At 73.5% G+C, this 24,110-nt stretch carries 23 protein-coding genes and 2 pseudogenes; 13 read left to right on the top strand and 12 right to left on the bottom strand.

The window, feature by feature from the left end; translation table 11 throughout:
• Nucleotides 1-7: 7 nt before the first annotated feature.
• Nucleotides 8-583: a TetR/AcrR family transcriptional regulator gene (locus tag ACA514_RS16380; protein ID WP_375041980.1), complete on the bottom strand. Its 576-nt coding sequence runs from the start codon at nt 581-583 to the stop codon at nt 8-10.
• An 84-nt stretch (nt 584-667) separates the two neighbouring features.
• Between ACA514_RS16380 and ACA514_RS16375 the strand changes: the two genes are divergently transcribed.
• A complete protein-coding gene (locus tag ACA514_RS16375) occupies nt 668-1,861 on the top strand; it encodes an FAD-dependent monooxygenase (protein WP_375041979.1) in 1,194 nt (397 codons plus the stop codon).
• Between the two features lie 17 nt (nt 1,862-1,878).
• Here ACA514_RS16375 and ACA514_RS16370 read toward each other — a convergent pair whose 3' ends face one another.
• Entirely contained in the window at nt 1,879-4,782 is a 2,904-nt protein-coding gene (locus ACA514_RS16370) for an AAA family ATPase (RefSeq protein WP_375041978.1), read from the bottom strand.
• A 68-nt stretch (nt 4,783-4,850) separates the two neighbouring features.
• Here ACA514_RS16370 and ACA514_RS16365 point away from each other — a divergent pair.
• Nucleotides 4,851-6,119, top strand: a pseudogene (locus tag ACA514_RS16365) (MFS transporter); the annotation flags it as partial.
• Between the two features lie 176 nt (nt 6,120-6,295).
• Here ACA514_RS16365 and ACA514_RS16360 read toward each other — a convergent pair.
• The gene (locus tag ACA514_RS16360) at nt 6,296-7,012 is read right to left on the bottom strand and encodes a hypothetical protein (RefSeq protein ID WP_375041977.1); all 717 of its coding nucleotides are present in this window, start codon (nt 7,010-7,012) and stop codon (nt 6,296-6,298) included.
• Nucleotides 7,013-7,087: 75 nt separating this feature from the next.
• Here ACA514_RS16360 and ACA514_RS16355 point away from each other — a divergent pair, with 75 nt between their 5' ends.
• The 3 genes from ACA514_RS16355 to ACA514_RS16345 all read left to right on the top strand — a co-directional run bounded on the left by ACA514_RS16355 (nt 7,088) and on the right by ACA514_RS16345 (nt 9,525).
• Nucleotides 7,088-7,963 carry a LysR family transcriptional regulator gene (locus ACA514_RS16355; protein ID WP_375041976.1) on the top strand — a complete coding sequence of 292 codons (876 nt, stop codon included), beginning with the start codon at nt 7,088-7,090 and terminating at the stop codon, nt 7,961-7,963.
• 89 nt (nt 7,964-8,052) lie between these two features.
• The gene (locus ACA514_RS16350) at nt 8,053-8,862 is read left to right on the top strand and encodes a class I SAM-dependent methyltransferase (RefSeq protein ID WP_375041975.1); all 810 of its coding nucleotides are present in this window, start codon (nt 8,053-8,055) and stop codon (nt 8,860-8,862) included.
• Nucleotides 8,863-8,907: 45 nt separating this feature from the next.
• Nucleotides 8,908-9,525: a TetR/AcrR family transcriptional regulator gene (locus tag ACA514_RS16345; protein ID WP_375041974.1), complete on the top strand. Its 618-nt coding sequence runs from the start codon at nt 8,908-8,910 to the stop codon at nt 9,523-9,525.
• Between the two features lie 8 nt (nt 9,526-9,533).
• Here ACA514_RS16345 and trpS read toward each other — a convergent pair whose 3' ends face one another.
• Complete coding sequence (trpS, locus tag ACA514_RS16340) at nt 9,534-10,574, bottom strand: tryptophan--tRNA ligase (protein ID WP_375042086.1); 1,041 nt, start codon at nt 10,572-10,574, stop codon at nt 9,534-9,536.
• A gap of 235 nt (nt 10,575-10,809) precedes the next feature.
• Here trpS and ACA514_RS16335 point away from each other — a divergent pair, with 235 nt between their 5' ends.
• The 3 genes from ACA514_RS16335 to ACA514_RS16325 all read left to right on the top strand — a co-directional run bounded on the left by ACA514_RS16335 (nt 10,810) and on the right by ACA514_RS16325 (nt 13,310).
• Nucleotides 10,810-11,298, top strand: coding sequence for a MarR family winged helix-turn-helix transcriptional regulator (locus ACA514_RS16335; RefSeq protein WP_375041973.1), 489 nt, complete (start codon nt 10,810-10,812; stop codon nt 11,296-11,298).
• 72 nt (nt 11,299-11,370) lie between these two features.
• The gene (locus ACA514_RS16330; RefSeq protein ID WP_375041972.1) at nt 11,371-12,816 is read left to right on the top strand and encodes an MFS transporter; all 1,446 of its coding nucleotides are present in this window, start codon (nt 11,371-11,373) and stop codon (nt 12,814-12,816) included.
• 26 nt (nt 12,817-12,842) lie between these two features.
• A complete protein-coding gene (locus ACA514_RS16325) occupies nt 12,843-13,310 on the top strand; it encodes a pyridoxamine 5'-phosphate oxidase family protein (RefSeq protein ID WP_375041971.1) in 468 nt (155 codons plus the stop codon).
• Between the two features lie 27 nt (nt 13,311-13,337).
• Here ACA514_RS16325 and ACA514_RS16320 read toward each other — a convergent pair whose 3' ends face one another.
• The 4 genes from ACA514_RS16320 to ACA514_RS16305 all read right to left on the bottom strand — a co-directional run bounded on the left by ACA514_RS16320 (nt 13,338) and on the right by ACA514_RS16305 (nt 16,116).
• Nucleotides 13,338-14,246: a M56 family metallopeptidase gene (locus tag ACA514_RS16320; RefSeq protein ID WP_375041970.1), complete on the bottom strand. Its 909-nt coding sequence runs from the start codon at nt 14,244-14,246 to the stop codon at nt 13,338-13,340.
• The gene (locus ACA514_RS16315) at nt 14,243-14,623 is read right to left on the bottom strand and encodes a BlaI/MecI/CopY family transcriptional regulator (protein WP_344270493.1); all 381 of its coding nucleotides are present in this window, start codon (nt 14,621-14,623) and stop codon (nt 14,243-14,245) included. Before ACA514_RS16315 ends, ACA514_RS16320 begins: the two co-directional genes overlap by 4 nt.
• 87 nt (nt 14,624-14,710) lie before the next feature.
• Complete coding sequence (locus ACA514_RS16310; protein ID WP_375041969.1) at nt 14,711-15,004, bottom strand: hypothetical protein; 294 nt, start codon at nt 15,002-15,004, stop codon at nt 14,711-14,713.
• Nucleotides 15,001-16,116 (bottom strand): WD40/YVTN/BNR-like repeat-containing protein, encoded by a 1,116-nt coding sequence (locus ACA514_RS16305; protein WP_375041968.1) that lies wholly within the window; start codon nt 16,114-16,116, stop codon nt 15,001-15,003. Before ACA514_RS16305 ends, ACA514_RS16310 begins: the two co-directional genes overlap by 4 nt.
• An 86-nt stretch (nt 16,117-16,202) precedes the next feature.
• On the opposite strand from ACA514_RS16305, the gene ACA514_RS16300 reads away from it, so the two are divergent.
• A complete protein-coding gene (locus ACA514_RS16300; RefSeq protein ID WP_375041967.1) occupies nt 16,203-16,517 on the top strand; it encodes a hypothetical protein in 315 nt (104 codons plus the stop codon).
• A 25-nt stretch (nt 16,518-16,542) separates the two neighbouring features.
• Here ACA514_RS16300 and ACA514_RS16295 read toward each other — a convergent pair whose 3' ends face one another.
• Nucleotides 16,543-17,208: a response regulator gene (locus ACA514_RS16295; RefSeq protein WP_375041966.1), complete on the bottom strand. Its 666-nt coding sequence runs from the start codon at nt 17,206-17,208 to the stop codon at nt 16,543-16,545.
• On the bottom strand, nt 17,205-19,187 hold the full coding sequence (locus ACA514_RS16290) for a sensor histidine kinase (RefSeq protein ID WP_375041965.1): 1,983 nt from the start codon (nt 19,185-19,187) through the stop codon (nt 17,205-17,207). Before ACA514_RS16290 ends, ACA514_RS16295 begins: the two co-directional genes overlap by 4 nt.
• Nucleotides 19,188-19,316: 129 nt before the next feature.
• On the opposite strand from ACA514_RS16290, the gene ACA514_RS16285 reads away from it, so the two are divergent.
• The 4 genes from ACA514_RS16285 (at nt 19,317) to ACA514_RS16270 (ending at nt 22,218) form a co-directional block, all read left to right on the top strand.
• Entirely contained in the window at nt 19,317-19,991 is a 675-nt protein-coding gene (locus tag ACA514_RS16285; protein WP_375041964.1) for a hypothetical protein, read from the top strand.
• Between the two features lie 17 nt (nt 19,992-20,008).
• On the top strand, nt 20,009-20,359 hold the full coding sequence (locus ACA514_RS16280) for a hypothetical protein (RefSeq protein ID WP_375041963.1): 351 nt from the start codon (nt 20,009-20,011) through the stop codon (nt 20,357-20,359).
• 225 nt (nt 20,360-20,584) lie between these two features.
• A complete protein-coding gene (locus ACA514_RS16275; protein ID WP_375041962.1) occupies nt 20,585-21,340 on the top strand; it encodes an enoyl-CoA hydratase in 756 nt (251 codons plus the stop codon).
• Nucleotides 21,337-22,218 carry a crotonase/enoyl-CoA hydratase family protein gene (locus ACA514_RS16270; RefSeq protein WP_375041961.1) on the top strand — a complete coding sequence of 294 codons (882 nt, stop codon included), beginning with the start codon at nt 21,337-21,339 and terminating at the stop codon, nt 22,216-22,218. Before ACA514_RS16275 ends, ACA514_RS16270 begins: the two co-directional genes overlap by 4 nt.
• Before the next feature lie 201 nt (nt 22,219-22,419).
• Here the strand turns inward: ACA514_RS16270 and ACA514_RS16265 are convergent, their stop codons facing one another.
• Together ACA514_RS16265 and ACA514_RS16260 are read right to left on the bottom strand one after the other, a co-directional pair.
• On the bottom strand, nt 22,420-23,589 hold the full coding sequence (locus ACA514_RS16265; RefSeq protein ID WP_375041960.1) for a sensor histidine kinase: 1,170 nt from the start codon (nt 23,587-23,589) through the stop codon (nt 22,420-22,422).
• Between the two features lie 73 nt (nt 23,590-23,662).
• Nucleotides 23,663-23,761 (bottom strand): annotated as a pseudogene (locus ACA514_RS16260) (response regulator transcription factor); the annotation flags it as partial.
• Between the last annotated feature and the right edge of the window lie 349 nt (nt 23,762-24,110).

Genomic DNA, 24,110 nt, shown 5'->3' with positions numbered 1-24,110 from the left:
TTCCGTTCTACATAATCCCGGCGGCGATCGCGCGCACCGCCTCCAGCAGGTCGGACGCGGCCGGCACGCCGCCCGGGTCGACCAGCGCCTGCGCCGCCAGACCCGCCAGCAGCGCCTGGTAGCAGGCGCCGACCAGCTCGGCGCGCCGCTCCCCGAGCTCCGCCGCGCCGGCGCCGAACAGCTCGGCCAGCCCGAGCCGCGCCTCCCGGTTCGCCTCCGGGAAGGCGTCGCGCAGCTCCGGGGTCCGCTCGATCTGCGCGATCACCTCGAACTGGATCGCCCACAGCGGGCGGGTCCGCGCGAACGACTCCAGCACCCGCGCCCAGGTCGCCTCGAAGCGCTCGGCGCCGGACAGTCCGCGGCCGGTCTCGGCGGCCAGGATCGCGGCGATCTCCCCGCCCCACTCCTCGATCGCCTGGCGCAGCGCCGCGCGCAGCAGCTCGTCCTTCGAGCCGAAGTGGTAGCCGATCGCGGCCAGGCTGACGCCCGACTCGGTGGCGACGTCGCGCGCCGTCGTGCGTGCGTAGCCCTTGGTCAGCAGGCAGCGCCTCGCGCCGGCCAGGAGGTCCTCGCGGTTGCCCATGGGAGGACCCTAGCCGATTTCTGGCACATTCGTCTTAGACGCACGTCTTGCACATTTGTCTCAGACGGCTGTACCGTTCGCGGCATGAACGAGAACACGAGCGTCCTGGTCTCCGGCGCCGGCATCGCGGGCCTCGCCCTCGCCTTCTGGCTGCGCCGCCACGGCTTCGCGCCGACGGTGGTCGAGCGGGCGCCCGCGATTCGCGCGGGCGGCTACAAGGTCGACGTCCGGGGCGCGGCGCTGACCGTCGCCGAGCGCATGGGCCTGCTGGACGAGCTCCGCGGCATGCGCACCGGCGTGCGGAGCGGGACGGTCGTGGACGCGGCGGGCCGGCGGGTCGCGAGCATGGACGGCGACACGTTCGGCGGCCGCGTCCACGGCGACGCGGAGGTCCTGCGCGGCGACCTGCACCGGCTGCTGTTCGAGCGCACCGAGGCCGAGTACCTCTTCGGCGACTCCGTCGCCGAGCTGAAGCAGACGGCAGGCGGCGTCGAGGTCACCTTCGAAAGCGGCGCCTCGCGCACGTTCGGCCTGGTCGTGGGCGCGGACGGGCTGCACTCGGCCACCCGTTCGCTGGCGTTCGGGCCGGAGGAGCGCTTCGTCCGCGACCTCGGCCACCGCATCTCGATCTTCAGCGTCCCCGACCACCTGGGCCTGGACCGCGAGGAGGTCACCTGCATCGGCCCCGGCCGGACGACCCTCGCCTACAGCGTCGACGGCGACGCGGACGCCAAGGCGATGTTCCTGTTCCGGTCCGGCGACGCGGGCGTCCCGCGCGGGCGGGCCGCGCAGGAGCGGGCGCTGGCCGCCGCGTACGCGGGCGAGGGCTGGGAGGTCCCGCGGCTGCTGGACGGGATGGGCGCGGCGCCGGACTTCTACTTCGACTCGGTCGCCCAGGTCCACATGGACCGCTGGTCGGACGGGCGGGTCGTGCTGCTCGGCGACGCGGCGTACTGCGCGTCCCCGGCGTCCGGCCAGGGCACGAGCCTGGCACTGGTCGGCGCTTACGTGCTGGCCGGGGAGCTGGCGGCGGCGCAGGGCGACCACGAGGCCGCCTTCGCCGCGTACGAGCGGGAGATGCGGCCGTTCGTGGCGCGGAACCAGAAGCTCGGGCCGGCGAACCTCAAGCGCATGGTGATGCGGACCGCGCGGGGCGTCCGCATCTCCATGGCGATGCTCGCCGTGATGGGTCGGATGCCGGGGCGGGAGCGGATGATGGCGAAGGTCATCGCGCCCATCCACGCCGCCGCCACCGCCATCGCCCTCAAGGACTACTAGGCCCGGAACGCAGCGATTCAGTCGGCGGGCGGGTCGAACAGGCGCAGGCGGTGGGCGAGCGCCGCCGCCTCCGTCCGCGACGCGACCTGGAGCTTCGCCAGGATGTTGGACACGTGCACGCCCGCCGTCCGGACGGAGATGAACAGCGCCTCGGCGATCTGCCGGTTGCTGCGCCCGTCCGCGACGAGCCGCAGCACCTCGGTCTCGCGGCGCGTCAGGCCGAGGCGGCGAGCCGGATCGGGCGCGGCGGGCTCCTTTTCCGGTTCGGGTTCGGCCAGGGAGAGGCGCGCGCGGGCGGCGAGCCGCTCGATCTCCCTGAGCAGCGGTTTCGCGCCGAGCCGCGCGGCGATCGCGGCGGCTTCGCGGCACCGTTCGGCCGCCTGCGCGGACGGGACGCCGGGCGCCTCCGCCGCGCGGAACAGGGCTTGCGCGAGCGGATAGGGGCGGCCGACCTCGCGCCAGGCGCGCACCGCCTCGTCCCAGGTCCCGTCGCCCGCCTCGGCGTGGAACCCGGTCCGGTACGCCCGCTGGACGGGGCCGATCACCGGCAGCCGTCCGGCCAGGTCATGCAGCTGAGCCAGCCGTTCGCGGGCACCGTCCGCCGCGTCCGGGCGGGCGAGGCGCTCCCCGCACAGCCGGGCGCCGGTCAGCAGCAGCGGCCACGCGAAGCGCGACGTGGCGAGCAGCCCGGGCCCGTCGAGGGCGCGGCCGAGGATCCCGTCCGCGCCGGCGAGGTCGTCGCGGACCATCGCGATCCGGCAGCGCAGGTCGTGCAGCGGCAGCCGGAACGCCTTGCCCTCGTACGTGTCCCCCATGATCGCGTACGCGGCATCGGCGGCCTGTCCGGCCGCCGCGACGTCGCCCTGGGCGAGCACGACCGTCCCCAGGTTGACCTGGGCCAGCGCGGCGAACAGCGGCGGCGGGTCGAGCGCGAGGACGCCCCGCAGCAGCGCGGCCGCCTCGTCCCAGCGGCCGAGCGCCCACAGCGGCTCGGCGCCCTTCGCGGCGAGGCCCGCCCCCTGGTCGCGGTCCAGGCCGGAACGGCGCGCGGTCTCCAGGCCGGCGGTGGCCGCCTCCACGGCCCGCTCGTCCAGGCCCATGCCGTGCAGCGCGTCCGCCTCCGCCATCGCCGCGATGACGAGCGGAACCGCCGATTCCCCGGCCGCCCGGGTGATCCGCGCCGCCTCCGCGATCCGCGCGAGCGCGGTGTCCAGGTCGCCTGCGGCACCGTCGAGGGAACCGAGCGTCAGCAGCGCCCACGCCCGCACCCGCGCGTCCCCCGACTCGCGGCCCGCCTCGAGCGCCTCGGTCGCCAGCGCCCGCGACTCGTCCGGGCTGGACAGCAGGAACAGCCGGTTCGCCAGCGTGGACAGCGGACGGCCCCGGACCGCCGCCGGCGCCCACGCCGGGAGCAGCGCCACGGCCGCGCGCAGGTCGTCGAGCGCCGGGTCGCCGAGCCGGTGGCGGAGCAGGCTCCGCAGTTCGAGGAGCAGCGCGGCGCGTCCGGGATCGCTCTCCCGGTCGAGCGCCGCCAGCGCCTCGGTCGCGAGGGCGACGCCGCGCGCCGCCTCGCCCGCCGACAGGCACGCCTCCGCCGCGCGGTGCAGGACCTCCGCCCGGTCCACGCCCAGGACGCGTTCGGGTCCGGCGACGTCGTCCCACTGCCTCAGCACGCGTTCCAGGATCCGCAGGCGTTCCGGATGGGCGTGGACGGCGCGCGCCGCTGCGGCGGCACGCCACAGGGCGTCGAACGCCCGCTCCTTCTCGCCTGCCGCGCACCAATGCGCCGCCTCCTCCGCTGCGGCGCGGCCGTCCGGCACCAGGTCGGGGTCGGCCTGCAAGGCGGCGCCGGACCGCTTGTGCATGCGTGCGCGCGCGCTTGGAAGCACGTCCTCGTAGACGGCTTGGCGTAGCAGCGCATGCCGGAACGCGTATCCGTCGCCTTCCGTCAGCAGCAGACCGTGCTCGACCGCCGGACGTATCGCGTCCTCTAGGGCCAGGTCGTCCAGCCCTGTCACGGACGCCAGGAACCGATGCGCCAACCCACCACCCCATGCCGACGCCACGGACGCGGCGTGCAGCACGCTCCGGGACCCGTCCGGCAGGGAACGGAAGCCCGCCAGCAGCAGGTCCCGCAGGCGACGCGGTGTTCCGCCCTGTGCGCCGGCGTCCGCCAACGCCTCCACGAACAGCGGATTGCCTTCGCTACGCCGCGCTATCTCCTCCACCACGTCGCGGTCAGGCTCGTATCCGAGCCGACCGGCGACCAACCTGCGCACCTCGGCGCACGTCAGCGGTGCCGGTTCCGTCCGCCGGACGCGCGGCGACCGCGCCAGCCCGGTCAGCACCGGACGCAGCGGATGCCGCTCGTCCAGGTCGGCCGAACGGTACGTGCCGACCAGCAGCACACCGGGCCCGGCCAGGTTGTGGACGAGGAACACCAGCAGCTCGCGGCTCGACGGATCGGCCCAGTGCAGGTCCTCCACGACCAGGACGAGCGGCCGTTCCCGCGCCGCCCTTTCGATCAGCGTCAGGACGTCTTCGAACAGCCGGGCCTTCCCGTACACCGGGTCCGGTTCGTCCGGTGCGGCGCCGAGCACGGGCAGCCAGTGCGCCAGCCCGAGCCGTCCGCCGCCGGGGAGCAGGCCGGCGGCGTGATCGGGGCCGAGGTCGCGGACCAGGGCGCGCATCGCTGCGATGAACGGCGCGTAGGCGAAGCCGCCGCCGGCCTCCAGGCAGTCGCCGCGCACGACGCGCGTCCGGGACGGCAGCCGGGCCGCGAACTCGGCGACCACCCGGCTCTTGCCGATCCCCGCGTCCCCGCCGATCAGCACCGCCATGGGACCGGCCTCGCACGCGCGCGCGAAGGCGTCCGACAGCGCGGCCAGCTCGGCCGTGCGGGCGACGAAGACGGACGCCACCACACCCCCTAAGCAACCCGGCCCGGAAATCTGAAGAACCCGGCCCGCCGGACTACGTATTCCTCTCCATGCGGCACGGGCTCCGCGCCACGACCGTGGTCCGCATGGCATCCGGAAAGCACGGCCGGCTGGTCCTGCCGGTCATCCTCTCAGCGACGTTCATGGTGTCGTTCGACTACATGGTGGTAAATGTCGCGACACCGTCCCTCCAGCGCGACCTGCACGCCGGGCCGGTCGCCCTCGAACTGGTCATCGCCGGCTACGCCTTCACCTACGCGAGCGGGATGGTGACCGGCGGGCGGCTCGGCGACCTGTTCGGCCACCGGCGCCTGTTCCTGTTCGGCATGGCCGCCTTCACCGCCGCGTCGCTGCTGTGCGGGCTCGCGCAGTCGCCGGGCCAGCTCGTGGCGGCGCGGCTGCTCCAGGGGCTGACGGGCGCGGCGATGGTCCCGCAGGTGCTCGCGCTGATCACGTCCGCGTTCCCGGCGGCGGACCGGCCGCGCGGGATGGCCTGGTACGGCGTCGTCCTCGGCGGCGGCGGCATCGCCGGGCAGGTCGGCGGCGGGCTGCTGCTCCAGGCCGACCCGTTCGGGCTCGGCTGGCGGACGATCTTCCTGGTGAACGTCCCGGTCGGCGCCGCCGCGATCGTCCTCGCCGCCCGCTCGCTGCCCGGCGCCCGCTCCGGCCGGCGGCCCCGCCTCGACCCGGCCGGCGCCGCCGGGATCTCCGGCGCCCTCGCGCTCGCGCTCGTCCCGCTGGCCATGGGCCGCGAGCAGGGCTGGCCCGCCTGGACGTGGATCTCGCTCGCCGCGTCCGTCCCGGTCATGGCCGCGACGCTGCTGTGGGAGCGCCGCCTCGCCCGTACCGGCGGCGAGCCGCTGCTCGACCTCGGCCTGTTCCGGGCCCGCTCGTTCGACCTCGGGCTGGCGATCAACGTGGCGTTCCTCGCCTCGTTCGGCAGCATGAACGTGGTGCTGACCATGCTGCTGCAGGGCGGCCTTCGCCTGACGCCGCTGGAGGCTGGCCTGGAGTTCGGGCCGATGGCCCTGCTGACCATGGTCGCCTCGCTGTTCGGCCGCCCGCTCGTCGCGCGGTTCGGGGCCAGGGTGCTGGTCTGCGGGACGGTCGTCACCGCGCTCGGCGTGCTGGCCCTCGCCGTCCAGCTGCACGCCCTCGGCGGCGGCGTCACCGCCGCGGGGCTGCTCGCGCCGCTCGGCCTCGTCGGCCTCGGCGGCGGGCTGACGCTGCCGTCGGTGATCGGCGCGGTCATGTCCGGGATCCGGCCCGCCCAGGCCGGCGCCGCGTCCGGCGTGCTGAGCACCGCCCAGCAGTTCTCCGGCGCGACCGGCGTGGCGGTGCTCGGTGCGGTCTTCTTCGCCGCGCTCGGCGCGCACCCCGGCCGGGCCGCGTTCGCGTCCGCCGCCGAGACCGCGATCTGGGCCGACTTCGGCCTGACGCTGGTGACCGTCGTCCTCGCCCTGCTCTTCCTGCGCCCCGCCGCCCGGGGCGCCGGTCAGCCGGCGGCCGCCCTCTCGCCCACCGCCGCGCAGGCGGCGGCGACGAACGCGGTGACCACGGGATGCGGGCGGCTCCCGTCACCCGCCAGCTCCGGCTGGAAGAGCGTCGCGAAGTAGAACGGGTGGCCGGGCAGTTCCACGATGCGCACCTGCCCCTCGTCGTCGTGGCCGGTGAACCGCAGGCCGCTCGCCTCCAGCGTCCCGATGTACGCGGGGTTCGGGCCGAACGTGCAGTTGAAGCGCTCGATGCTGCGCGCGGTCCCCATGATCCGTTCGGCGGACGAGCCGGGCGCCACGTTCACCTCACCCTCGTGCCCCGCGAGGGAGCAGGCCAACGGCATGATCACCGCGTCGTCGCCGGCCGCCCCGTACTCGGCGTGCCGGGCGCCGGCGATGCCGCAGACGTCGCGCGCGTACTCCAGGACCATGTGCTGGAAGCCGCCGCACGTTCCGAGCAGCGGGATCCCGCCCTCCCGCGCCGACCGGATCGCGGCGAGGGCGCCCGCCTCGCTGCGGTACGGGCTGCCGGGCAGCAGCCAGACGCCGTCGAAGCCGTCCAGGCCGCCGCCGGCCTCGTCGGTCGGGATCCAGTACGCCTCCGCGAGGAGGCCGTCGCGCTCCCGGACGGCCTCCAGCAGCCGGGGGATCCTGACGTGCGACTGGACGTTCGGGGACCGCTCCCCCACCAGGGCTATGCGTGCCGTGAAGGTCATGCCACGATCCTGGCGCCGCACCCCGCTTAAGCGCCAACGATGATTTCCGATGCGGTCATAAGCAACACTTATCTCATGGACCCGCACCTGCTCCGGACCTTCGTCACCGTCGTGCGGACGGGCTCGTTCTCCGCCGCCGCGGCCGAGCTCGGCTACACGCAGGCCGCCGTGTCGCAGCAGATCGCGGCGCTGGAGAACGACCTCAAGGTCACGCTGCTGCACCGCCGCCCCGTCGGCACGACCGAGGCGGGGGCGCGGCTGCTGGAGCACGCCGGTCCGATCCTGCTGCGGCTCCAGGCGGCGCGGTCCGAGATCGTCCGGATGTCCGGCGCGCCGCGGTCGCGGCTGCGCATCGGCGCGTCACCGCTGGCCGCCGCGCACGTCGCGGCGCCGCTCGCCGGCGCGCGCCGCGCGAACCCGCGCGTCGAGGCCGCCGTGCGGGTGATGCCCCGCGCGGAGATCGACGCGGCGGTCTCGGCGGGCGATCTCGACATCGGCCTCGTCGACGGCATCGCCGCCCCGAACGACCCGCTCCGGCTGACCGACACCGTCCCGCTGGCGGCCGTCGCCGTCGCGGAACGGCCGCTCGCGCTGGTGCTGCCGTCCGCGCATCCGCTGGCGTCCCGTCCCGGCGTCGACCTGGGCGATCTGGTCGACGCGCTGTGGCTGGACGTTCCGGACGTCGCCGTCCCGCTCCCCGCGCTGCGCCGGGCCGCCGGGTCCCGTGACGGGTTCACCGCGTCCCTGACCTGCGAGGGCGGCGACCTGCCGCTCCTTCTCGCGCTCATCGCCGCAGGCCACGGCCTCGCCGTCCTCCCTGCGGGCCTGGCGCGCGGCGAGGGGCTCGCGGAGGTGCCCGTGCGCGCGCCCCGGGTCCTCCACCGGACGGAGCTGCTGCACTCCCGCGCCACCGACCCCGCGACAGCCGCGTTCGTCAGCGCGCTGAGCTGAGCGAAGGCATCCCCGCTTGACCTTCCGGCGGCCTGCGCTCATTATGAACAGACGTTCATGAACATGCGTTCACACTACGGGAGGCTCCGATGGACGTCGTCAACACAGGCCAGGCCGAGGCATGGAACGGCTACGAGGGCGAGCACTGGGCCGACCACCACGACCGGTACGACGCCGTCAACAACGGCTTCGACGGCGCGCTGCTGGAGGCCGCCGCGATCGGCGCGCGCGACCGCGTTCTCGACGTCGGCTGCGGGAACGGCTACACCACCCGGCGCGCCGCGCGCCGGGCCCCGCTCGGCGAGGCGCTCGGCGTCGACCTGTCCGCGCCGATGCTCGCCCGCGCCCGCTCCCTCACCGCGCGGGAGGGCGTCCCGAACGTGACGTTCGAGCAGGGCGACGCCCAGGTGCACCCGTTCCCGGACGCCGCGTTCGACGCCGCGGTCAGCCGGGCCGGGATCATGTTCTTCGCCGACCCCGTCGCCGCCTTCGGCAACGTCCGCCGCGCGCTGCGCGACGGCGGGCGGCTGGCCTTCCTGGCCATGACATCGCTCGCCGACACCGACCTCGGCACCGTGTTCGCCGCGATCGCGCCGCAGGCCGAGACCGTGACCGGGCACGGCGGGCCGCTCTCGCTCGCCGATCCGGCCCGCGTCCACGAGATCCTCGACGCCGCCGGGTTCCGCGACGTGTCCTGCGGCATCGTGCACGCCGACCAGGTCTGGGGACGCGACGCCGCCGACGCGGCGGACTTCCTCGCCGGCTGGGGGCCCGTCCGCCACAACCTCGGCGACGGCGCCGGCCTGCGCGCCGCGATCACCGAGGCGATGCGGCCGTTCGAGCGGGACGGCGCCGTCCGGCTGCGCACCACCGGGCTGCTGGTGCGGGCCCGCCGATGAGACGGCCCGCGGCCCGCGGCGGGCGGATCACTACGATGCGGGGTGATGTCACCTCGCAAAGCGGCCGCGCTGGACGGCGGCGACCTGTCCCTGCGCGAGCACCTGATCGCCACCGCGCAGCGGATGATCGCCGAGCGCGGGACGGCGGGCCTCACCGTCCGGGCCATCGCCGGGGAGGCGGGCGTCGCGGGCGGCGTCCTCTACAACCACTTCGCCGACAAGGAAGAGCTGATCGCCCTCGCGCTGCGCGCCCACGCCACGGCGATCATGCGCGGGCTGGGCGCACTGCCGGAGCCGGGCACCGGGACGGTCGAGGCCAACCTGCGCGCCTATGTCGTCCACGGGCTGGCCCTGCACGCGCGGCTCCTGCCCGCGCTCACCGGGCTGCTGGCCCAGCCGCAGGTCCTCGCCCGCTTCGCGGCGCTGAGCGACCGCGACGAGGACTGGAAGGACCGGCTGGTCCGCTACCTGCGCTCGGAGCGCGACCTCGGCCGCCTCGCCCCGGACGCCCGGGTGGAGGCGGCCGCGTCGATGCTCGTCGGCGTCTCCCATGAGTCGGTGCTGTCGGTGCTCTTCCAGGGTGAGGGCATCGCTCGCGAGGTCCCGCCCGAGGCCGCGGACGACCTGGTCGCCACGGTCCTGCACGGCATCTCCCCTCGCTGACGCGGCCTTCAGGTGGCCATCGACATCGCCTCGCGGACCTCGTCCAGGGTGCGGTCGGCGATGGCGGCGGCGCGTTCGTTGCCCTCGGCGAGGACGCGGCGCAGGTGCCCGCGGTCGGCCATGACCTCGGCGCGGCGGGCGCGGATCGGCCGCAGGAACTCGTTCACCGACTCGGTCACGGCCCTCTTCAGCGCCGCGGCGCCGCCGTCGCCGATCTCCGCGGCGACCTCGCGCGGGTCGCGGCCCTGGCACAGCGCGGCGAGCAGCACCAGGTTGGACACCTCGGGGCGGGTGTCGGGCGCGTACTCGATGTGCCGGTCGGCGTCGGTGACGGCGCGCTTGATCAGCCGGGCCGTCTCGTCCGGGGACGCCGACAGCGCGATCGCGTTGCCGCGGCTCTTGCTCATCTTGCGGCCGTCGGTGCCGAGCAGGGTCGGCGCGGCGGACAGCAGGGCGTCCGGCACCGGGAAGACCGGGGCGTAGCGCTCGTTGAAGCGGCGCGCGATGGTCCGGGTGACCTCCAGGTGCGGGAGCTGGTCGGCGCCGACGGGGACGAGGTTGGACTTGCAGAACAGGATGTCGGCGGCCTGGTGGACGGGATAGGTGAACATCAGGCCGCTGACCGACGCCTGCCGGGACGCGGCGATCTCGTCCTTCACCGTCGGGTTGCGGCTCAGCTCGCCGACCGTGACCAGGGACAGGAACGGCAGCATCAGCTGGTTCAGCGCGGGCACGGCGCTGTGCCGGAAGATCGTCGCGGCGGACGGGTCGATCCCGATGGCGAGGTAGTCGGCGACGAGGCCCTCGACGTGCTCGCCCATCCGCTCGGCGACGTCCCGGTCGGTGAGCACCTGGTAGTCGGCGACCAGCACGAACAGCTCGACCCCGGCGCGCTGCAGGCGGACGCGGTTGGCGAGGGTGCCGAAGTAGTGCCCGAGGTGCAGGGCGCCGGTCGGCCGGTCGCCGGTCAGGATCCGGAACGCGCCGGGCTCGGCGGCGACGCGTTCTTCGAGGCCGCGGTACGCGTCGGGCGCCTGGGTGGTCTGCATCCGGGTGGCGTGCATGTCTCTCTCCTCCTGGTGGCGGGCCCCCGCCGGGCCGGCCCGGGTGCGGAGAAGAGAGAAGGGCCGTCCGGCGGACGGCCCTGGCGTGCGCGGGTGTCGGCCGTCCTAGGACGGCCACCAGCCGAGGCACGCGATGCGGTTCATGCGTCCACGGTAACCCAACCGGCAAGCGAATGGCAGTAGATAATCCGGAACGGAACTACTTGGGTAGGCTGGACGCATGACCGCGCTCGCTCCAGCCAATGCCGTGACGGACCTGTCCTACCTGCTCGACCACACCGGGCACGTGCTGAAGTCGCAGATGACGGCGGCGCTCGCCGAGATCGGGCTGACGCCGCGCATGCACTGCGTCCTCGTGCACGCGCTGGAGGAGGAGCGCACCCAGATCCAGCTGGCCGAGATCGGCGACATGGACAAGACCACGATGGTGGTGACCGTGGACGCCCTGGAGAAGGCCGCCCTCGCCGAGCGCAGGCCGTCCTCGGCGGACCGCCGCGCGCGGATCATCGCCGTCACCGCGAAGGGCGCCGAGACGGCGCGCCGGGGCCAGCAGATCGTCGACCGCGTGCACGCGGCGGCGCTGGACTCGCTGCCGGAGGACGAGCGCGACGTCCTCGTGCGGGCGCTGCGGCGGCTGACCGAAGGGCACCTGAGCGCCCCGGTGGAGCAGGCGCAGCCGGTGCGCCGCAAGCGGGAGCGCAACAAGTAGGTCGAGAATAGATCGTCTCTAACAAAACTATCTGCTACCGTCTCTCTTGTTCGCCTCGAACGGGAGATGACCATGAACGTGTCCGTACGGTCCCGCGGGACCGCGCTCGGCGTCCTGTCCGCCGCCGCGCTGATGACGATCCTGGACGGCAGCATCGTCACCGTCGCGATGCCGTCCATCCAGCACGACCTCGGCTTCTCGGCCGCCGGGCTCAGCTGGATCGTCAACGCCTACCTGATCGCCTTCGGCGGCCTGCTGCTGCTCGCCGGCCGGCTCGGCGACCTCGTCGGCCGCAAGGCGATGTTCCTCGCCGGGAACGCGGTCTTCACCGGCGCGTCCCTGCTGGCGGGCGTCGCGAACGGCCCCGGCCTGCTGATCGCCGCCCGGTTCCTCCAGGGCGTCGGCAGCGCGATGGCCTCCGCGGTCGTCCTCGGCATCCTGGTGACGCTGTTCAGCGGGCCCGCCGAGCGCGCCAAGGCCATCGGCGTCTTCAGCTTCACCGGCGCGGCCGGCGCGTCCATCGGCCAGGTGCTCGGCGGCGTGCTCACCGACGCGCTGAGCTGGCACTGGATCTTCCTGATCAACCTGCCGATCGGGCTGGCCACCATCGCGCTGGCGCTGCCCGCCCTGCCCCGCGACCGCGGCATCGGGCTGCGCGCCGGCGCGGACGTCGCGGGCGCGCTGCTGGCCACGTCCGGGCTGATGCTCGGCATCTACACCGTCGTCCAGGCCGAGACCAACGGCTGGACGTCGGCCCGCACCCTCGGCCTCGGCGCCGTCTCGCTGCTCCTGCTCGCCGGGTTCTTCGTCCGGCAGGCGAAGGCCGCCACCCCGCTGATGCCGCTGCGCCTGCTCCGCTCGCGCAACGCGTCCGGCTCCTACCTGGCGCAGATGCTGTCGCTGTCGGCGATGTTCTCCTTCCAGATCCTCGTCGCGCTCTACATGCAGAAGGTCCTCGGCTACGACGCGCTGGAGACCGGCCTCGCCATGCTGCCCGCCGCCGTCGCCATCGGCGGGATCTCGCTGTTCGTCTCGGCGCGGCTGAGCCGCCGCTTCGGCGAGCGCGCCGTGCTGCTCGGCGGGCTCGTCCTGCTGATGGCCGCCATGGGATGGCTGACCCGCATCCCGGCGGACGCCGACTACGCCACCGGCCTGCTGCCCGTCATGGTGCTGATCGCCGGCGGCGGGCTCGTCCTGCCGGCGCTGACCGGGCTCGGGATGTCCGGTGCCCGCCCGGACGACGCGGGCCTGGTGTCCGGGCTGTTCAACACCGTCCAGCAGGTCGGGATGGCGCTCGGCGTCGCCGTGCTGTCGACGCTCGCCGCGTCCCGCACCGAGCACCTGCGGGCGGACGGCCGGTCCGAGGCCGCCGCGCTGACCGGCGGCTACCACCTGGCGTTCACGGTCTCGGCGGGCCTGCTGGTCGCCGCCTTCCTGGTCGGCGTGCTCGTCCTGCGCCGCCCGCGGCCGGCGGCGGACGCGCCCGCGCCCGTCGAGTCCGTCCCCGCCAACGCCTGAAACGCGACCACCCAAGGGAGATCACCATGACCGAGTACGGCCCCGGACAGGGACCCGGCCCCAAGCCGATCAGCGAGGACGACCTGGTCCGCATCCTCGGCGAGCAGCAGTTCGCCGTCCTGGCCACCAACCGCAGGAGCGGCCATCCGCACCTGTCCACCGTCGTCTACGCCTGGGACCCGGCGGAGCGCGTCGCGCGGATCTCCACCACCGCCGGGCGCGCCAAGGTCAAGCAGATCGGAAACGACCCGCGCGCCGCGCTCCACGCCTCCAGCCCCGACCACCTGTCGTTCGCGGTCGCCGAGGGAACCGCGGAACTGTCCGAGATCAGCGAAAGGCCCGGTGACGCCACCGGGCTGGAGCTCCTCGCGATGACGCCCGGCTTCGCCGACCCCGCCGACGAGCGGGCGTTCCTGGAGCAGATGGTCAAGGACCAGCGGCTGGTGATCCGCCTGCACGTCGACCGCCTGTACGGCACCGTCCTCGCCGACTGAGAAGCGCCGATGCGGACGGGCCGTACCTCAGGTGGGCAGCACCATGAGGATCAGCGGCAGACCGGCGATGAGCGGGACGGCGGCCGTCGCCGCGAGGCGGGCCCGGCGCGACAGCGGCTCCGGCTCCAGCAGCCGGTTGACCCGCGCCATCACCGGGATGCCGTCCGCGGACGCGACGCCGAGGGTCCCGGACGGCGCGGCGGCCGGGCGGGCGGCGGCGAAGCGCAGCAGCGCCGTCGCCAGCTCGCGCGGCGGGCGCCCCGCCCGGGCCCGGTCGTCGGCGGCCATCTCGATCAGCAGCTCCACCGCGTCCAGGCACCGCCCGACCAGCCGGAACTGCGGGAACACCTGGCGCAGCGAGGCGAACGGCAGCAGCACCAGGTCGTGCCGCTCGCGCGCGTGCGCGCGCTCGTGCGCGAGGACCGCGGCCAGCTCGGCGCGGTCCAGCAGCTCCAGGGTCCCGGCGCTCACCACGACCTTCGACGAGCGGACCCCCGGAACGCAGTAAGCGGCCGCGCCCGGATGGTCGAGGACCAGCGTGCCGGGCACGGCCGAATCGCGGCGGGAGACGAGGGCGAGGAGTACCCGGTGCCGGTGTCTGGCGCGGACCACGCGGACGACCGCGTACATCAGCATCACCAGCAGCACGGCGGCGAGGCTCACGGCCGACAGCAGCGCGGCCATGTGCACGGCGTCGAGCCGGGCGGCCTGGTCGTCGTAGAGGCCGGGGACGCCGCCGAGCACGCCCTTGCGGTACGGCGCGAGCGCGACGCCGAGCAGCGCCCCGATCGTGGCGACGCCCCAGCACAGGCCGAGCGACTGCCAGAGGGCGATGCCGAGGCGCGGGGTGCGCCACGTCCACCTGGCCCGGGACAGCAGGTGCGCCCCGCCGACGGTCCCCAGGGAGATCAATGCGAGCAGGGCGGTGCCGGTCATGCCGGTGGCTCCGTGGTGAGGCCCGCCAGCGCCTGGCGGATCACGTCGATCTCGTCGCTCGAGATCGTCCGGACGAAGTGCGCGAGCGCCGCGTCCCGGTCGCCCGTCTCGTCCAGGGCGCCCAGCATCAGCTCGGTGACGTAGCTCTCCCGGCTGGCGACCGGCCGGTACCGCCAGGCGCGGCCGTCCCGCTCGCGTGCGAGGAAGTCCTTCTTGGCGAGCCTGTCCAGCACGGTCATCACCGTGGTGTGGGCGAGGTCGCGGTCATGGGCGAGGGCGCGGCTGACATCGCGGGCGGTGGCCGCCCCGGTGCCGGCGTCCTCCCGCGCCCACAGAACCTCCATGACCGTGCGTTCAAGCTCTCCAAGACCCTTCACGACGTCCAGATTATCCGACCCGCGGGCAGGTCACCACGTGAGGTAGTACTACGGCTGGTGGCGCGTCATGATCGCCGGCATCCCGCGCTAGCCGCCCGCCATGGCGCCGACCACGAGGAACGGCTCGGCGCCAGCGGCGACCGGCCCCGGCAGCACGGTGTCCGCCGGCTCGTGCGACAGGTCCTCGGCGCACGCGTAAAACCGCACGAACGCCCGGCGCCGCCCGGTCCGCCGATCGCGGATGGTGCCGCGCAGCACCGGGCAGCGCGCCTCCAGCGCGTCCAGGACCGCACCGATCGTGGGCTCCTCGACCTCCAGCCGCACCTCCCCGTCCACCTGCGCGAGCACCCGCAGATGCGCGGGCAGCACCACCCGGATCACGGCAACGCCTGCACTTCCACCGACAGCACCGCCGGCAGGTCCCGGACGATCGGCGTCCAGCCGTCCCCCTCGTCGGACGACGCGTACACCTGGCCCCCGGTCGTCCCGAAGTAGATCCCGCACGGATCCAGCGAGTCGACCGCCATCGCGTCCCGCAGCACGTTCACGTAGCAGTGGCTCTGCGGCAGCCCCCTGGTGAGCGGCTCCCACTCGTTCCCCCCGCTCCGGCTCCGGTAGACCCGCAGCCGCCCCTCCGGCGGGTAGTGCTCGGAGTCGCTCTTGATCGGCACCACGTAGACGGTGTCCGGCTCGTGGGCGTGGACGGCGATCGGGAACCCGAAGTCGCTCGGCAGGTCGCCGCTGATCTCGTGCCAGCTCTCCCCCGCGTCGTCGCTGCGCATCACGTCCCAGTGCTTCTGCATGAACAGCACGTCCGGACGCGACGGATGCAGGGCGATGCGGTGCACGCAGTGGCCCACCTCCGCCTCCGGGTCCGGGATGCCCTCCGTCCGCAGGCCCCGGTTCGCCGGCCGCCACGTCTTGCCGGCGTCGTCCGTCTTGAACACGCCCGCCGCCGAGATGGCCGCGTACATCCGTCCGGGGTCGACCGGGTCCAGCACGACCGTGTGCAGGCACATCCCGCCCGCGCCCGGCTGCCAGTCCGGCCCCGTCCTGTGCTCCCGGAGCCCCGGCAGTTCCTCCCACGTCTGGCCGCCGTCCCCGGTCCGGAACAGCGCGGCGTCCTCGACGCCGGCGTACACGACGTCCGGGTCCACCGGCGACGGCTCGAAGTGCCAGACCCGGTTGAACTCCCACGGACGCGGCGTCCCGTCGTACCAGAGGTGCGTCCCCGGCTCCCCCGCGTACTGGAACTCGTTGCCCATCGGCCGCCACGACGCCCCGCCGTCGTCCGACCGCTGGATCACCTGCCCGAACCATCCGGTGGACTGCGAGGCGTAGAGCCGGTCCGGCTCCGCGGGCGACCCGGCGACGTGGTAGATCTCCCACCCGCCGAAGTGCGGCCCGCTGACCTCCCAGTTCTCGCGCTTCCCGTCCGCCGTCAGCACGAAGGCGCCCTTACGCGTCCCGACCAGGACCCGAACACCGCTCATGTCCACACTCCTCTCGACGACTCACCGAGAAGAGACCACCCCGCGCCCCGGAACTCATCGCCGCCGCCTTGTGCGAACATCCCCGGATGGTCGAAGCGATGCTGGACGTGGACGCCGCCCCGCTCCCGGTCTTGACGTTGCGCGCCGAGACGTGGGAACTGCACATCCGCGCGGCCCTCGCGGACTTCTCCCGCCTGGCCGGTATCCGCGACGCGGTCTGGGACGAACGACGATCCCTGCACGTAGGCGTCTGCGCAGGCGCACCGGTGTTCTGGGCAATGTCGGACGACCAAGCCGTCCTGCTCATCGGCCAGGACGACGAGACCTGGGACATCGCCCTGACGATCCCCCTCACCACCGTCGAGGAGATCGCCGCCCTCGCCCAGCGCCCTCGGCCCTGAGGGGCGGCCGAGCAGGTCGGCGCCGTCATCGGTTGTCGGGTGGCCGGGTGGCCTCGGGGGTGCCCAGGCCGGCTTGGCGGGCCCGGACGATCGCCTCGGCGCGGTCGGCCACCTGGAGTTTGGCGAAGATGCTGGAGATGTGGTTGGCGACCGTCTTCGGGGAGATGCCGAGCCGCCGGGCGATCTCGGTGTTCGGGCGGCCCGCGGCGATCAGGTCCAGGACGTCGCGCTCGCGGTCGGTCAGCTCCGGGAACGGCTCCGTCGCGGCCGGCGGGGCCGCGAAGAAGCCCAGCACGCGGCGGGCGATGCCCGGTCCGAAGATCGCCTCGCCGGCGGCCACCGACTGGATGGCCCGGACGATCTCCGTCTGCTCGGACCCCTTGAGCAGGTAGCCGCGGGCCCCGGCGCGCATGGCGGAGAACACCGAGTCGTCGTCCTCGTACATCGTCAGCATCAGCACGGCCACGTCCGGGGCGGCGAGGGCGATCTGGCGGGTGGCCTCGATCCCGTCCAGGCCGGGCATCCGGATGTCCATGACCAGGACGTCCGGCCGCTGCGTGACGGCCTCGCGCACCGCGGTCCGGCCGTCGGCGACCGCCGCCAGCACGGACAGGCCCTCGATGGAGCCGAGCAGGACGGCCAGGCCGCTGCGGACGATCGGGTGGTCGTCGGCGAGCACGATGGTGATCATCGGCGGGCCGCCAGCGGCAGTGCGGCGGTGACCCGGCCGCCTTCCGGCCCCGGCCCGGCCACGCAGACGCCGCCCAGCTCGGCGGCCCGCTCGCGCATCGACGCCATCCCGACCCCGCCGCACCAGGCCCGGTCGCGCGCGGTCCCGTCGTCGGTGACCTGGACGTGGAGCCGCCGGTCCGCGCGGATCAGCACGTCCACCCGCTGCGCCCCGGAGTGCCGCACCGCGTTGGTCAGCGCCTCGACCGCGATCCGGTACGCGGCCGCCTCGACCGCCGCGGGCAGGACGGGCAGGGTGCCGGGCGCGGTCAGCCGGACGACCATCCCGTCCCTGGCGAGCCGGTCGATGGCCTGCCGGACGGCGCCGACGAGGCCGAGATCGTCCAGGGCGGGCGGGCGCAGGTCGTAGACGAGCCTGCGGATGTCGGCGACCGCCTGGGCGACCTCGCGGCGCAGTTCGGCGATCAGCCCGCGTGCGGCGTCCGGGTCGGCGGCGAGCAGGTTGCCCGCCGCGTCGGCCTTGAAAGTGACCCCGGTCAGCGCGGGGCCCAGCCCGTCGTGCAGGTCACGGCGCAGGCGCCGCCGCTCCTCTTCGCGGGCCACCACGATCGCCTCCCGGGAGCGCTGCAACTCCGACGACAGCCCCACGGCGTGCACCGCGACCGACAGGGGAGCGGCCAGCAGTTCCAGTACCGCCCGGTCGGTGCGGCCGAGCCGCCTCTCACCCGGGCGGAGCCCGATGACCAGTTCGCCGATGCGGTCGGGCCCGTAGGTGACGGGAAGCATGTGCAGCAGTTCCGGCGCGGTGCCGGAGGCGGCGATCTCCGTTCCGTCGGCGCGCAGCGCGGCGAACGGCAGCCGCAGCGCCTCCCGGACCGCCTCCAGCACACCGGGGAGCCCGGCCGCGAGCCGTTCACCGACCCGCGACACCGCCCGTACCGGGTCGCTGCGGTCGCCGTACAGCACCCGGTCGACCAGGCGTTGCAGGCGGACCCGCACCGGGTTGAAGCCGACGGCGATCAGGACGGTCGCGGCCAGCGGGCTGCCCAGCCCGACCTGTTCGCGCATGACCAGGTCCAGGAGCGCGACCAGCCCGATGTAGACGCCGGCCACGCCCGTGGTGAGCAGGCCGTACAGGACGGTGCGGGACACCACCAGCCGGATGTCCAGCAGCCGGTGCCGCAGGATCGCGATCGCCATCGCGGCCGGCACGAGCGGGATCGAGAACAGCACCACGACCGGTGTGCCCGCGACGAAGGCCCACGGCACCCACGCCACCGCCATGATCAGCACGACGGCGACCAGCCAGAGCAACTGCCGCCGGCGGCTCTCGTCGCCGCGGCGATAGCGCACGCCCAGCGCGGCGAGCCCGGCCAGCACGGCGAGCAGGGTCCGCGCCTCCGCGACCGGTGTCAGCCATGCCGGCGGCAAGCCCTGCACGGCGGTGTAACCCAGCGGATACCCGGCGGCGATCGGGTCGTGCTCGGTGGCGAGCTCGGCCACGAAGAGCGGGCTGGTGAGGACGGTCACCCACGCGACCCATCGCCAGCCGCGCCCGAGCGCCGCGTCGCCCGGGAAGAGCTGCAGCAACAGCGGCAGGCACAGGCCGATCGCCCACGGCCACGAGCAGATGGCGACCGTGACCAGGCTCCGGACGAGGACGTCCGGCCACCCCTGCTCCAGGCCGTACCCCACCAGCGGCACGGCGCCCGCGGTGACGGCCTGCAGCACGCCGGCCGCCAGCAGCAGCCAGCCGACCGGGTTGCGCGGCCGGTGCCAGGCCACCAGCACGCCGCAGGTGGCGAAGGAGACGCCGATCAGCGCGTTCGTGACGACGAAGGAATCCAGCGCCTCACCGAAGCCCATCCCGATGGCCACCGCGAAGGCCGCGCCCGTGAGCGCGGAGCCGGCCGCGGCGGCGAACAGCGCCGCCGCCAGGATCCGGCGGCGCCGCGTCCGGCCGTGGGGGTCGCGGTCCATGCCGTCATGATGACCCGCTGCGTCCGGCTTGTCCTGGGGGCCAGGTCCCAGCCGCACCGGGAGGTCCTCCCGGCCCGGACGCGCGGCGCCCCCTCCCTCCGGGGACGGGCGGGACCGCACCGTGTGGGCATGACCACGACCACGGCGCCCGCCAAGCAGGGCGCGAGCCGCATCCGGGCCGGCACCATCGGCCTCGCACTGCTCATCCCGGCCGGACCGCTCGCCGTCGCGGTCCTGCGCGGGATCCTTCCGTACCGGACGACCGATTCGATGACCACGATGGCCGGTGCGGTCGCCGCCCACCAGGGGGCCGAGCAGGCGGTGCTCTGGCTCAGCCTGGCGGCGGCCTTCACCCTGGTCCCCGGCACGATCGCGATCGGCGTCATGGCAATCCGCGGCGCCCGGCGCCTCGGCACCGTCGCGACGGTCCTGGCGGTGGCGGGCTTCTCCGCGCTGCCCGGGATCGTCTTCCCCGACGAGGCGGCCCTCAGCGGCACGAGGGCCGGGCTCTCCCCCGCGGCCGTCGGGCACCTGCTCGACCAGGTGAACAAGGAGCCCACGGTCGCGCTCGCGGGCGTCGTGTTCGTCCTCGGCCACGTGCTCGGCGTGCTGCTGCTCGGCATCGCGCTGTGGCGCGCCGGGGTCGTCCCCGCCTGGGCGGGCCTCGTCCTGGCCGTCTCGCAGCCCCTGCACGCGGTGTTCGCCGTCGGCATCCCCAACCACGCGCTGGACGCCTGCGCCTGGGGCCTGACCGCCCTCGGCTACGCGGCCGCCGCCCGAGCCCTCCCCCGGACCCCACGATGACCAGGCAGGACGCCACCATGACCACCCGATACCGCACCGGACTGATCCTCGCCGCCCTGCTGGGCGCGGTCGACGTCATCTCGCTCGCCCTCACCGACGGCGAGAACCCGCCCTACGCCGTCGCCGCGGTCGGCGCGGCACTCGGGCTGATCACCCTCGCGGGCGTCGTGCGCACGTGGCGGACGGCCCGGAGCCGCGGCTGGTTCTGGACGGTCGTCGTCACCCGCGCGGTGTCGGCGCTCACCTCGGTCCCGGCCTTCTTCGCGGGAGCGCCCGCCGCACTGCAGGCGGCCGTCGGGGTCGGCATCGTCCTCACCCTGACGTCCCTGTGGCTGCTCCTCGCCACCCGCAGAACCGCGACCGTGTGACCTTCCGACAGACACGGCCGCCGTGCTCACAGCCTCACGAGCACGGCGGCTGTTCTGTTCGGGTCACGGGACTGACGCGAATTCAATGCGCCCCCATATCAGACAGTTCATCCAATAACCTGTGGACGCGACCAGACCAGCCCGACCGCTCGCCCGCTTGACCGCTGCGGCCTGAAGGGCGCCAGGCCGCCACCTCCCTTGGGCGCACCGACATCGAGGCAGAGCATGAGCGAAGTGCAGATGGACGAGAAGGGCATCGCCACCCTCACCATCACGCATGCCCACTCAATGAACATCCTCAGCACCCCCGTCATCGAGGACGTCCGCCAAGCACTAGCCGGCCTACACACCCGCAACGACATAAAGGTTCTGGTCATCCGCGGCAGTGGAGACAAGGCGTTCATCGCAGGCGCCGACATCGACGAAATGGCCGCCCTCGACAACGCGTCCGCCCGCACCTTCATCACCCGACTGCGAGCGCTGTGCGACGACCTCAGAAACTTCCCCACGCCAGTCATCGCCCGACTCGCAGGCTGGTGCCTGGGCGGCGGCCTGGAAGTCGCACTGTCATGCGACCTGCGAATCGGCGACACGAACTCCCGCTATGGCATGCCCGAGGTCAAACTAGGCATCCCATCAGTGATCCACGCAGCACTATTACCCCGGCTCATAGGCGCCTCCCGCGCCACCTGGCTCCTGCTGACAGGCGAGGACATCGACGCCTCCACCGCACTGTCATGGGGACTGATCCAGAAGCTGGCCCCGCCGGAGGCACTCGATCTCGCCGTGGACGACACCGCCCGCACCCTGGCCGCGCTCGGCCCGCAAGCCCTCCGGCAGCAGAAAAGGCTCCTGCGCTCATGGGAGGACCTCCCCCTTCCGCAGGCCGTCGACGAAAGCGTCGCCGCCTTCGGCGAGGCGTTCACCACCGGTGAACCGCAGCAGTTCATGCAGGCGTTCCGCAAAAGGAGAACCACGTGAGCAATGACCGCGAGCCGACCGTCCTGTACGAGGTCCGCGACCGCAAGGCGTACCTGACGCTGAACCGGCCCGACCGGCTCAACGCGATCGACTTCCACATGCCCGGCGAGCTCGCGGCGACGGTCAAACGCGCCAACACCGATCCCCGCGTGCACGTCATCGTGCTGCAGGGCGCAGGCCGGGCGTTCTGCTCCGGCTACGACCTGAAAATCTCCGCCGAAGACGGCCAGGGCACCCAGGCCGACAAGGCCTGGGACCCGATCAAGGACTTCGCCGCCATGAAGGAGTTCACCGACGACTACTTCTCACTCTGGCGCTCCCTCAAGCCGACCATCGCCAAGGTGCACGGCTTCGCCGTCGCCGGCGGCAGCGACATCGCACTGTCGTGCGACCTGGTCGTGATGGCCGACGACGCGAAGATCGGCTACATGCCCGCACGCGTCTGGGGCTGCCCGACCACCGCGATGTGGGTGTACCGGCTCGGCGCAGAACGCGCCAAACGGATGCTGCTGACCGGCGACACCATCGACGGCCGCACCGCCGCCGGCTGGGGCCTCGTCCTGGAATCGGTGCCGCCGGACGGCCTGGACACCCGCGTCGAGGAACTCGCCGACCGCATCGCCGGCGTCCCGGTCAACCAGCTCGCCATGCAGAAACTGATGATCAACCAGGCCTACGACAACATGGGCCTGCACGGCACCCAGATCCTGGCGACCCTCTTCGACGGCATCACCCGGCACTCCCCCGAAGGCCGCTGGTTCCAGGAATTCGCCGCCGCGCACGGCTTCCACGAGGCGGTGAAGTGGCGCGACTCCGGCCGCTGGATCCCCGAAGGCGGCGGCCCCATCCCCACCCCCGAAGACCTCCAGTCCCCGTAGCCACCCGCGAGCGCAGTTCACGATCGTCCATCCGAACGGAGGTGGCGTCGCTGCTGCCCGGCTCGTCATCAACGACGAGTGCTCATACGAACGCCTGCACCTGTTCCCAGGACGTGATCGGGCAGCCCGGCTACGTACGAACTCGCCCACCTGTACCAGCGCGTGAACGCCCTGCCAGGCAAGGACGGCTGACGTCCGCCGCTACACCACCGGCGACGGTTCTCTCACGGCCTGGTGAGCCCCGGTCGGGGCCGGGTCCTGTCGCGTGCTGGGAAGGCGAATCGTGACGAGGAGGCCGCCTGCGGGCCGGGGGGCGAGGTCAAGGGTCCCGTCGTGTGCTCGGACGATGCTGTGCACGATGGCCAGCCCGAGGCCGACGCCGGCATGCTCGTCGGTCCGGACCCGCCGTGTTCCGCGTTGGAAGGGTTCGGTGAGGGTCGGCACCAGGTCCCATGGGAGCGGTTGTCCAGTGTTCTCGACCCGCAGGACGCTCGCCCCGTCCTCCGATTCGGTGTGGACCGTCACGGTGCCGCCAGCCTGAAGGTTGTGGACGACGGCGTTCTGGACGAGGTTCGTCACCATCCGCAGGATCAGCTCCGCGGAGCCGACGGTCTGCGCCCTCTCTCCGGTCACCTCGAGCGTGATCTGGCGCTTTTCGGCGAGGGGAAGCAGCGTTTCGGCGGCCTCTTCGGCGACGAGGGACAGGTCGACGGTCTCGCGGGTGAAGCTCCTGCGGTCGCTGCGGCTCAGCAGCAGGAGGGCCTCGGTGAGGTCGATCGCCCGGGTGTTGACGGCCTGGAGGCGTTCGATGAGTTCGTCCCGGTCCCGCGTGGGATCGTTGCGGGCGACGTCGAGGAGCGTCTGCGAGATCGCCAGCGGGGTGCGCAGTTCGTGGGAGGCGTTCGCGGCGAACCGCTGCTGTTCGGAGATGTGGGATTCGAGCTGTTCGAGCATGGTGTCGAACACGTCGGAGAGTTCCCGGAACTCGTCTCTCGGGCCTTCCAGGCGGATCCGGTGGGACAGCGATCCGTTCGCGGCCATCCGCGCCGCGTCCGTGATCCGGGTGAGCGGTGCGAGCATCCGGCCGGCGAGGAGCCATCCGCCGACGAGCCCCAACAGCAGGAGGAAGGCCAGCGCTTGGGCGGCGCGGGGGGCGAAGGCTTGCCAGAGGTCCGAGCGGTTCGGGATGAAGGGCGGCCCCGGCCCCCTGCTCCGGAAGAATCCCGGCCCGGGCGTGATCACATCGTCGGGCACGTAGCGCAACAGGAACACCCATACGACGGCGAGCAGCAGCGCACCGGAGAGGACGATGACCCCGGCGTAGCTGATGGTGAGTTTCAGCCGCGCGCTGAGCCCCGGGCGCCTACGCATGAGTGCCGCCGGGCTGAGCGGTGTCGATCCGGTAGCCGACACCGGGCACCGTGGCGATGAGCCATGGTCCGCGCAGGACGGAGTCGCCATCGCCGGCGATGGCCTCGAGCCGGAGACCGTCCTGGACGGCCTCGGCCAGGCAGGGCTCGTCTTCCACGATCAACACGCGCACACCCAAAGGCTATGCGACCTCACATATCGCCGACGTATACAAACTGACACGCCCATCGCCGCAGCATAGGTGACGCAAATCACTCTTCTTGGAACGCAGCGTGTTGCTGGGACGCGCCGCAGGCCAGCGCGAAACCGAAGCTCGACCCGGCCAAAACGAACCGGGCCAGGTGAGGATCGGCACCGCCAACCCCACGACCCGCAACGCAAGCGCCCCCACAACGCTCGTAGTCGCGCCGGCACCGGCGACCTCGGCGACCATAACCGTCGGCCTAGACCACGACCATGATCCTGCTCCGCGTCCGCGCACCGATCTCAGCCACCGCCTCGGGCAGCGTCCGCAAAGTCGG

The organism is Actinomadura sp. NTSP31 (assembly GCF_041951385.1).
In the GTDB taxonomy this organism is placed as follows: domain Bacteria; phylum Actinomycetota; class Actinomycetes; order Streptosporangiales; family Streptosporangiaceae; genus Spirillospora; species Spirillospora napierensis.
The sequence above is the reverse complement of the archived record's forward strand: the minus strand, read 5'-3'. Positions and strand labels throughout refer to the sequence as shown.

Bases quoted from the DNA above. Each gene is read 5' to 3' on its own strand.
- ACA514_RS16380 (WP_375041980.1), bottom strand. From the start codon at position 583: ATGGGCAACCGCGAGGACCTCCTGGCCGGCGCGAGGCGCTGCCTGCTG.
- ACA514_RS16375 (WP_375041979.1), top strand. From the start codon at position 668: ATGAACGAGAACACGAGCGTCCTGGTCTCCGGCGCCGGCATCGCGGGC.
- ACA514_RS16360 (WP_375041977.1), bottom strand. From the start codon at position 7,012: ATGACCTTCACGGCACGCATAGCCCTGGTGGGGGAGCGGTCCCCGAAC.
- ACA514_RS16355 (WP_375041976.1), top strand. From the start codon at position 7,088: ATGGACCCGCACCTGCTCCGGACCTTCGTCACCGTCGTGCGGACGGGC.
- ACA514_RS16350 (WP_375041975.1), top strand. From the start codon at position 8,053: ATGGACGTCGTCAACACAGGCCAGGCCGAGGCATGGAACGGCTACGAG.
- ACA514_RS16345 (WP_375041974.1), top strand. From the start codon at position 8,908: ATGTCACCTCGCAAAGCGGCCGCGCTGGACGGCGGCGACCTGTCCCTG.
- trpS (WP_375042086.1), bottom strand. From the start codon at position 10,574: ATGCAGACCACCCAGGCGCCCGACGCGTACCGCGGCCTCGAAGAACGC.
- ACA514_RS16335 (WP_375041973.1), top strand. From the start codon at position 10,810: ATGACCGCGCTCGCTCCAGCCAATGCCGTGACGGACCTGTCCTACCTG.
- ACA514_RS16330 (WP_375041972.1), top strand. From the start codon at position 11,371: ATGAACGTGTCCGTACGGTCCCGCGGGACCGCGCTCGGCGTCCTGTCC.
- ACA514_RS16325 (WP_375041971.1), top strand. From the start codon at position 12,843: ATGACCGAGTACGGCCCCGGACAGGGACCCGGCCCCAAGCCGATCAGC.
- ACA514_RS16320 (WP_375041970.1), bottom strand. From the start codon at position 14,246: ATGACCGGCACCGCCCTGCTCGCATTGATCTCCCTGGGGACCGTCGGC.
- ACA514_RS16305 (WP_375041968.1), bottom strand. From the start codon at position 16,116: ATGAGCGGTGTTCGGGTCCTGGTCGGGACGCGTAAGGGCGCCTTCGTG.
- ACA514_RS16300 (WP_375041967.1), top strand. From the start codon at position 16,203: ATGGTCGAAGCGATGCTGGACGTGGACGCCGCCCCGCTCCCGGTCTTG.
- ACA514_RS16295 (WP_375041966.1), bottom strand. From the start codon at position 17,208: ATGATCACCATCGTGCTCGCCGACGACCACCCGATCGTCCGCAGCGGC.
- ACA514_RS16290 (WP_375041965.1), bottom strand. From the start codon at position 19,187: ATGGACCGCGACCCCCACGGCCGGACGCGGCGCCGCCGGATCCTGGCG.
- ACA514_RS16285 (WP_375041964.1), top strand. From the start codon at position 19,317: ATGACCACGACCACGGCGCCCGCCAAGCAGGGCGCGAGCCGCATCCGG.
- ACA514_RS16280 (WP_375041963.1), top strand. From the start codon at position 20,009: ATGACCACCCGATACCGCACCGGACTGATCCTCGCCGCCCTGCTGGGC.
- ACA514_RS16275 (WP_375041962.1), top strand. From the start codon at position 20,585: ATGAGCGAAGTGCAGATGGACGAGAAGGGCATCGCCACCCTCACCATC.
- ACA514_RS16265 (WP_375041960.1), bottom strand. From the start codon at position 23,589: ATGCGTAGGCGCCCGGGGCTCAGCGCGCGGCTGAAACTCACCATCAGC.